The sequence below is a fragment of the Ideonella azotifigens genome (genome assembly GCF_006519715.1).
GTDB classification, from domain to species: Bacteria; Pseudomonadota; Gammaproteobacteria; order Burkholderiales; family Burkholderiaceae_C; genus Ideonella; species Ideonella azotifigens.
In genome coordinates, this window is the sequence record NZ_VIDT01000376.1 from 1 (window position 1) to 5,462 (window position 5,462).

Consider the following 5,462-nt stretch of genomic DNA (forward strand, 5'->3'; position numbering starts at 1 on the left):
CACTATTACGCGGCGCACAACAGCGCCACCGGCGGCAGCGAGGGCGCGCGCAAGGGTCGCGCCCGCTTCGAGGCCAAGCTGGCCGCCGAGCCGGCGGTCTACGGCCATGCCAAGGTCGGCAGCATGCCCACGGCCGTGGGCTTCACCGACATCGCCCCGCCCGGCGGCGCCGACCTGGTGCTCACCTTCCGCAACATCCACAACTGGATAGAAGCCGGCAACCTGGACGACACGCTGCGCGCCTTCTACGCGGTGCTGAAGCCGGGTGGCGTGCTCGGCGTGGAGGAACACCGCGCCACGCCAGGCACGCCGCTGGCCAAGGTGATAGCCACCGGCTACGTGCCGGTGGACTTCGTCGTGGCCCGCGCCCGTGCCGCCGGCTTCGAACCGGCCGGCAGCAGCGAAGTCAATGCCAACCCCAAGGACATGCACGAGCACCCGAACGGCGTCTGGTCGCTGCCGCCCACGCTGCAAGGCGGCGAGGTGGGCAAGGCCGAGTTCCTGGCCATTGGCGAGTCCGACCGCATGACGCTGAAGTTCGTCAAACCGCGCTGAAGTCGCCGGGGCGCGCATCGGCTGGCCCATTGACGAGATCGACGCGCCGCGCCCTCTGCCTTGAGGACGGATGGTCGCTGCGTCGCCTCTTTGCGGCACGAACCACGCGAAATCAGGGGTATCGGCGGCAAGGCCTTGGCCGTACCATCGCCGCGCTCTTGAGGAAACTCAAGCGCCGTCCCGCGGTTCAGGGGGCATTCTTTCCCGCAATCCGAGGGAGGACCCATGTCGAACGTGGCAGGCAAGGCCTACGCGATGAACGTGCTCACGCCGATCCGCTGGTACACGGCGTGGCTGAACAAGCTGATCTTCTGGGTCGCGCTGAAGATCCCGTCCACGCTCAAGGGGCTGATCACGCTGTCGCTGATCCACTATGCCCGCTGGGTGATCATCGGTCCGAAGCAGTTCCCGCACCTGTCGCCGCAGCAGCCCAGGGAGGAACTGAAGTACGCCTACATGCTGTTCTTCAGCAACTTCAATGGCAGCTGGGACCAGTACGTCGACTCGTTCTCCTTCGCTATTCCCGCTGGCCTGGACATGTTCTGGAAGTGGAACCTGCGCTACCCGCGCTCCATCGCGTTGACGCCGTTTCACCAGTACATCCGCTTCAACCAGATCGAGACGATCCACTACTACAACGCCTACCCGCTGGCGACCTCCAACGACGTGAAGAGCGCGCATGCAGTGCGTAACGCACTGCTGGCCTTCCAGCAAGGTTCGGACGTCAGCGACGAGGCTTTCATGACACGCTACAAGGCCTTGCTGCGCTCGCTGCAGCATGACCTGGGCGACATGGCGCCCACGCCCATCGTCAGCATGTCGGCCTACCAGGTCGAGCGCCGCGAACGCTGGCACGCCAGCCTGCCCAAGGAAGGCAAACCGCCGGCACCCACCGCTGGCCAGGAGGCAAGCCATGCCAGCTAACGTGAGCGGCCGGGCCTACGCCCTGACGGCCCTGTCCCCCATCCGCGAAGGCTGGACCTCGGACGGCATTGCCTACGCCGACGTCGTGCGGGACCGCCTGCAAGGCTGGAACACCGAGCCCAACAGCCCGATGACAGGCGTGCCCAACACCTACCTGTGCCGCTTCTTCGTGCTCGACGATGTCTACCACCAATCCCTGCCCGGTGCCGGTGTGCTGGACACGCTGTCGGACCTGCTGCCGGTGCTGCCCAACGCCTTGCGCAAGAGCGTGCTGCCGGCCGAGGATCACCTGAAGAGCCGCTACCTGGTCTTTTCGTCGGAGCTGCATGGCGGGGTGGACGGCGATGTCGATGCCTACCTGCGCGGCATGTGGGGCGCCATCGAAGGCCGCATCCGCGAAGTCTGGGGCTGGTGCCATGGCTTCGAGCAGGTCACCGACGGTTCGAGCTTTGCCGCCTACATCCGCAAGTGCCAACTGCCGGCCGCGCTGTTCTTCAACGGCAGCAACGACGACCCGCTGGCCGAGCAGCTCAAGGCGCTCTACCTGAAGCAGGAGTTCACCCGCTTCGCGGTCGACAGCCAGGGCCTGGACCCGGCCACGCTGCGCCGGCGCATGGCCGAGTTCATGCAGCGCGTGGACCCGCCCAACATCGCCGGGCCGACCTGGTCGCCCGGCCGCTACCGCCTTTGAATGCCTTTGATCGCCGCTGATCCCCGGAGCAACCCATGACCAAGCAGTTGGACCTGTTGGACATCCAGGGCAACCTGGTGCGGGCCTATGGCCGCTTCGGCTACCCGCTCGCCCGCTACGTGTTCCTGGCCGTTCACCAACCGGCCGCCGGCCGGGCGCTGGTGGGCGACCTGACCCGCTACGTCACCGGCTCGCTGGACTGGGGCCCCGGTCCCGGCCAGATGCCGCGCCCGGACTGGACCCTGAACCTCGCCTTCACCTACCCCGGCCTGGCCCAGCTCGGCCTGCCCACCGCCTCGCTGATGAGCTTTTCGCCCGAGTTCGCCGCCGGCATGCGCGAGCGCCGCGACATCCTCGGCGACACCGGCAGCAGCGCGCCGCAGCACTGGGACCCGATCTGGCGCAAGCACCGCGACACGCAGGACGTGCATGTGTTCGCCTCGCTGAACGCCGTCAGCCCCGAAGCACTGGCAAAGGGCTACGCAAAGCTGCAGTCCATCGTCGAGACCTACGGCGACGGCGCGCAGATCCTCGGCGGCAACGTGGGCGACGATGGCGAGTTGCTGGACTACCAGGATGCCCACGCGCTGGTGGAGAACGGGCAAGTGGTCGCCAAGGAACACTTCGGCTACACCGACGGCATCAGCGACCCGGTGTTCGAAGGCATGCCGCCGTCCGCGCAAAGCACCAAGGGCCGCGGCAAACCGATGCCCGGCAGCACCTGGGCGCCGCTGGCCACCGGCGAGTTCCTGCTCGGCCATCCGGACGAGGCGCACGAATACCCACCCGGCCCGAAGCCGGGGCTGCTGGCGCGCAATGGCAGTTACTTGATCTACCGCAAGCTGCACCAGAACGTGGGCACCTTCGAGGCCTACCTCGAACAGCAGGGCCGCGCCTATCCCGGCGGCAAGGAGCTGCTGGCCGCCAAGTTCGCCGGCCGCTGGCGAGACAACGGCGCACCACTGGCCCGCGCACCCGACGCCGCGTCCAAGCAGCGCTTTGACGCCGAGTTCTACGCGGCTCTGAAAGCCGGCGACATGGCCAAGGTCGACGACCTGCTGAGCGACTTCGACTACAACCAGGACATGAGCGGCGCCAAGTGCCCGTTCAGCGCCCACATCCGCCGCTGCAACCCGCGTGGCTCGCTGCAGATGATCCACGAGCCGGGCGACCTGCCGGGTTCGTTGAAGCAAAGTGTGGACGCCTTCGACACCCCGGGCGCGCTGTCCAACCGCCGCCGCATGCTGCGGCGCGGCCTGCCCTATGGCCAGGTGAAGGACCGCAGCCGCGACGACGGCAACCACGGCATCGTCATCATGCTGGTGAATGCCGACATCAACCGCCAGTTCGAATTCGTCCAGCAGCAATGGATGAACTATGGCAACGACTTCAAGGCCGGCAACGACAAGGACATCCTGCTGGGCAACCACAGCGAAGACCCGACCCAGCCCAGCAAGGCCGTGCTGCAGACCGACCCCGCCGGCCACGACGCCCCGCACTTCCTGCCCCGCATCCCGCGCTTCGTCGAGACCCGCGGCGGCGACTACTTCTTCGTGCCCAGCCTCACGGCGCTGCGCATGATCGCGGCCGGCGTCATCGACCCGACCTGATCACGGCGGGCGCTCAGCCGTCCCAGCCCTGCGGCTCGCGCCGCGGCTGCTGGTTGCAGGCGTGGCGGTACTTCGAGATGGCCGCATAGACGACCCTGCGCGCCCGGTTCACGCCGCCCAGCGGCCGGTGCGCTGGCAAGGCGTGCCAGGGTGTGAACGACAGGTTCTCGCCCAGCTCGCGCTGCGCCTCGGTGTCGAATGCCTGCGCTGGAATCACGATGCTGGCCACCTTGCGAAACGGTGACAGGGCCTGCGACCACTCATGGCCCGGGTCCTCGATCGGCATGGCCTGCGCGTCTACCTGCAGCTGCACCGCGAAATCGAAGCGCGCCTCGCCGACCGTGAGTTGCTGGCGCATCGCCAGGCGCAGGTAGTCGTCATCCGGCCGGTCCGGGATGCGGTCCGGCACGCTCACATGCGGCATGGCCGAATACTTCACCGCCGTGTTGCCGAACAGGTAGGGCGTGGTGCTGAAGTAGCGGATCTGCAGCGGATTGGCAAAGCGCACCATCGAACGCAGCAGGTTCCAGGTGACCCGCCAATGCGTCAGGAAAAAGACCAGCTTGGCCCAGCCGCTGCCGGTCAGGCTGGCCAGCAGCGCATCGAACTCGGCTGCATCGCGCGTCACGAAAACAGGCGTGCTGATCAGGATGAAGTCCTGCGTGGGCGCATCCCGTTCCTCGTCCAGCAGCTTGTCGCCCGGCACGCCCATCAGCTTGATGGCCATGCCACGGATGTCGCGCCCCTTGTCCGGGTTCAGGCTGCCGTCCTGGTTGGAAAAGCGTATCCACGCGGGATAGCTGCGCGGCTCGGCGAACACGCCCACCCGCAGCTCCGGCGGCAGGCCGGGCTCGACGATGAACTCGGCTTTCACCAGCCCATGCATCTTCGGATGCGCATCCCGCCGCATCGGCCCGCCCGCGTTGTCCCGCGTGATCTTGGCCTGCAGCCGCGCCACCAGGTCCTCGATGACCTGTGCCTCACCGCTGGGGATGGTTTCCTCGGCAAGCTTCATGGTGCAGTCCGCGGCAAGGGTTGCAGGGCGGGTGCAAGCCTACACCTCGCAGCGGTGATCAGGTATAGCGGCACGCCGCATACCCCGCCCCTTCATCCAGCACGAACTGCCTGAACGCCGCGTTCGCACCCGTCAGCTGGCTGTCCCTGCGCTGCAGGAAACACCAGTCGATGTGCTTGGGCATGCCGCGCACGTCGAGCACGGCCAGGCGGCCGGTTTCGGCTTCGACCTGGAAGCTGTGGGCGGACAGGAAGCTGATGCCCATGCCGCACATCACCGCCTGCTTGATGGTCTCGTTGCCGGCCAGCTCCAGGCCGGCGCGCACCTGGATGGACTGCTGCTGCAGCAGGTGTTCGAGGAACTGCCGGGTGGCCGAGCCGGGCTCGCGGAAGATGAAGTTTTCCTCGCGCAGCTCGGCCCAGCTCAGGCCGCGCTGGCCGGCCAATGGATGGTTGGGCGCGGCGACGATGCAGTGCGGATGGCGCGCGAAGCGGGTCGCTTCCAGGTCGGCTTCCGAAGGCGGATGGCCGGCGATGGCGATGTCCATGCGGTGCTCCTGCAGCATGGCCAGCACCTCGCTGCGCTTGGCCACCGTGAGCTTCAGCCGCACCTGCGGGTGGCGCTGGCAGAAGGCGTGCAGCAGGCGCGGCGCGAAGTAGTGGGCGGT

The 5,462-nt window shown here is 67.4% G+C and carries 6 protein-coding genes; 4 read left to right on the forward strand and 2 right to left on the reverse strand.

The annotated features are described in order from the left end of the window. The 4 genes from FKP22_RS19755 to FKP22_RS19770 form a co-directional block, all read left to right on the forward strand. On the forward strand, nucleotides 1-555 hold a 555-nt coding region (locus FKP22_RS19755), incomplete at its 5' end, for a class I SAM-dependent methyltransferase (protein ID WP_141289416.1). A 225-nt stretch (nucleotides 556-780) separates the two neighbouring features. Further along, the gene (locus FKP22_RS19760; RefSeq protein ID WP_211361479.1) at nucleotides 781-1,479 is read left to right on the forward strand and encodes a hypothetical protein; all 699 of its coding nucleotides are present in this window, start codon (nucleotides 781-783) and stop codon (nucleotides 1,477-1,479) included. Then, nucleotides 1,469-2,170: a hypothetical protein gene (locus tag FKP22_RS19765; protein ID WP_141289417.1), complete on the forward strand. Its 702-nt coding sequence runs from the start codon at nucleotides 1,469-1,471 to the stop codon at nucleotides 2,168-2,170. Before FKP22_RS19760 ends, FKP22_RS19765 begins: the two co-directional genes overlap by 11 nt. 35 nt (nucleotides 2,171-2,205) lie before the next feature. Continuing rightward, nucleotides 2,206-3,780: a Dyp-type peroxidase gene (locus FKP22_RS19770; protein ID WP_141289418.1), complete on the forward strand. Its 1,575-nt coding sequence runs from the start codon at nucleotides 2,206-2,208 to the stop codon at nucleotides 3,778-3,780. Between the two features lie 13 nt (nucleotides 3,781-3,793). Here the strand turns inward: FKP22_RS19770 and FKP22_RS19775 are convergent, their stop codons facing one another. Both FKP22_RS19775 and FKP22_RS19780 read right to left on the reverse strand, forming a co-directional pair. After that, entirely contained in the window at nucleotides 3,794-4,795 is a 1,002-nt protein-coding gene (locus FKP22_RS19775; protein WP_141289419.1) for a catalase family protein, read from the reverse strand. Nucleotides 4,796-4,853: 58 nt separating this feature from the next. Beyond that, nucleotides 4,854-5,462: LysR substrate-binding domain-containing protein (locus tag FKP22_RS19780; RefSeq protein ID WP_233446897.1), on the reverse strand; the 609-nt coding region annotated here is incomplete at its 5' end.

Excerpts from the sequence above, each read along its gene's own strand:
- FKP22_RS19770 (WP_141289418.1), top strand. The coding sequence starts at position 2,206 with ATGACCAAGCAGTTGGACCTGTTGGACATCCAGGGCAACCTGGTGCGG.
- FKP22_RS19775 (WP_141289419.1), bottom strand. The coding sequence starts at position 4,795 with ATGAAGCTTGCCGAGGAAACCATCCCCAGCGGTGAGGCACAGGTCATC.
- FKP22_RS19765 (WP_141289417.1), top strand. The coding sequence starts at position 1,469 with ATGCCAGCTAACGTGAGCGGCCGGGCCTACGCCCTGACGGCCCTGTCC.
- FKP22_RS19760 (WP_211361479.1), top strand. The coding sequence starts at position 781 with ATGTCGAACGTGGCAGGCAAGGCCTACGCGATGAACGTGCTCACGCCG.